This is a genomic window from Xanthomonas sp. SHU 199, assembly GCF_000364665.1.
Taxonomy (GTDB): Bacteria; Pseudomonadota; Gammaproteobacteria; order Xanthomonadales; family Xanthomonadaceae; genus Xanthomonas_A; species Xanthomonas_A sontii.
Genome location: NZ_AQOI01000573.1, coordinates 1 through 1,862, shown reverse-complemented (window position 1 = coordinate 1,862; position 1,862 = coordinate 1). Strand labels below are relative to the sequence as shown.

General features: G+C 69.8%; 3 protein-coding genes and 1 pseudogene. All 4 read left to right on the top strand.

Annotated elements, in window-relative coordinates; translation table 11 throughout:
• A pseudogene (locus tag D183_RS0116945) lies at positions 1-181 on the top strand (bifunctional 3,4-dihydroxy-2-butanone-4-phosphate synthase/GTP cyclohydrolase II); the annotation flags it as partial.
• A gap of 121 nt (positions 182-302) precedes the next feature.
• Complete coding sequence (gene ribH, locus D183_RS0116940) at positions 303-770, top strand: 6,7-dimethyl-8-ribityllumazine synthase (RefSeq protein ID WP_017910047.1); 468 nt, start codon at positions 303-305, stop codon at positions 768-770.
• A complete protein-coding gene (gene nusB / locus D183_RS0116935; RefSeq protein ID WP_017910046.1) occupies positions 767-1,237 on the top strand; it encodes a transcription antitermination factor NusB in 471 nt (156 codons plus the stop codon). The genes ribH and nusB overlap by 4 nt, the downstream gene beginning before the upstream one ends.
• 134 nt (positions 1,238-1,371) lie before the next feature.
• Positions 1,372-1,862 (top strand): thiamine-phosphate kinase (gene thiL, locus D183_RS0116930; RefSeq protein ID WP_017910045.1); only part of this gene is annotated, 491 nt, incomplete at its 3' end.

The window sequence follows — 1,862 nt, the reverse complement described above, 5'->3', positions numbered from 1 at the left end:
TGTGGGCCAGTGGCGGCGCAACGGCGCCGGCAGCCAGATCCTGGCCGACCTGGGCCTGGGCAAGCTGCGCGTGCTCGGTACCCCGCGCCGGCAGATCGGGTTGGCCGGGTTCGGGCTGGAGGTGGTGGAGCATGTGGAGCCGGGAATCGGGAATCGGGATTGGGGAATTGGTAAAAGCTGATCCCGCGCGATTCCTGCCATTGGCGGTGCCTGGGCCTTCTGCAAGGTGCCCCTGGAGCGCTTCCTCGGGACGCGGCCCCACCGCCTGCTAAACTCTCCCACCCCCTCAAGCTGCCACCGCCATGTCCCACTACGAAGGCGACCTCCGCACTCCCGAGTCGGCGCGTTTCGCGATCATCGCCAGCCGCTGGAACGCCCGTATCACCGACGTGCTGGTCGCCGGTGCGCGGCAGAGCCTGGCCGGCAACGGCATTGCCGACGACGCGGTGGACGTGATCCGGGTACCGGGCGCCTGGGAGTTGCCGCTGGTCGCCGCCCGCCTGGCCGCGGCCGGCAAGCATGCCGCGATCATCGCGCTGGGTTGCGTGATCCGCGGCGACACCCGCCACTACGAACACGTCGCCGACGGTTGCGCCGAGGGCCTGCTGCGGGTGTCGCTGGACTTCCGCATCCCGGTGCTCAACGGCGTGCTCGCCGTGGAGCAGGTCGAGGACGCCGAGGCGCGCGCCGGCGGCAGCCATGGCAACAAGGGCGAGGAAGCGGCGCTGAGCGCGCTGGAGATGGTCAACCTGCTGGAGCTGCTGCCGTGAACAAACCCGCTGGCCACAAGCACCACCCACGCCGCGACGGCGTGGATCCGGTCCTGCGTTCGCGCGCACGCCGGCGTGCGCTGCAGGCGATCTACGCCTGGCAGATCTCCGGCGGCAACGCCCAGCACGTGATCGCGCAGTTCGCGCACGAGCAGGCGCACGAGATCGCCGACCTGGTGTACTTCGAGAACCTGGTCGAAGGCGTGCTCAAGCACCGCGCCGAACTGGATGCAGCGCTGGTCGGCTACCTGGACCGCACGGTCGAGGAAGTGGACGCGATCGAACGCGCGGTACTGCGCCTGGCCGCCTACGAACTGCTGCACCGCATGGACGTGCCGTACCGCGTGGTGATCAACGAAGCCATCGAGACCGCCAAGCGCTTCGGCTCCGAACACGGCCACACCTACGTCAACGGCGTCCTGGACCGCGCCGCGCTGGAATGGCGCGCGGTGGAGTCGGGGGGCTGAGGGGCTGGGAATGGGGAAAAGGGAATGGGGAATGGCAAAAGCAGATGCCGTTCTCCTTCGAGATCGCCGACGTTCCGGCTTTCGCTCCTGCTTCTAACCATTCCCGACTCCCCATTCCCGATTCCCAGCCCCCCATGCCCGAATTCGATCTGATCGAGCGCCTGCGTGCGCGCAGCCGGGCGCGTGACGACCTGCCGCTGGGCATCGGCGACGACGCGGCCTTGCTGCTGCCGCCTGCGGGGGAGTTGCTGGCGATCACCACCGATACGCTCAATGCCGGGGTGCATTTCCCGGCCGAGACCGCGGCCGCCGACATCGGCTGGAAGACCTTGGCGGTGAATCTGTCGGACCTGGCAGCGATGGGCGCGCAGCCGCGCTGGTGCACGCTGTCGCTGTCGTTGCCGCAGGTCGACATGGCCTGGGTCGATGCGTTCGCCGAGGGCTTCTTCGCGCTGGCCGACGCGCACGGCATTGGCCTGGCCGGCGGCGACACCACGCGCGGGCCGCTGGCCTTGTCGGTCACGGCAATCGGCAGCGTGCCGGCGACGATGGCGCTGCGCCGCGATGCCGCGCAGCCGGGCGACGAGATCTGGGTGACCGGCCAGCCGGGCGAGGCGGCCGCGGC

What these genes read in the sequence shown, in the direction of transcription:
- ribH (WP_017910047.1), top strand. Translation starts at nt 303, where the DNA reads ATGTCCCACTACGAAGGCGACCTCCGCACTCCCGAGTCGGCGCGTTTC.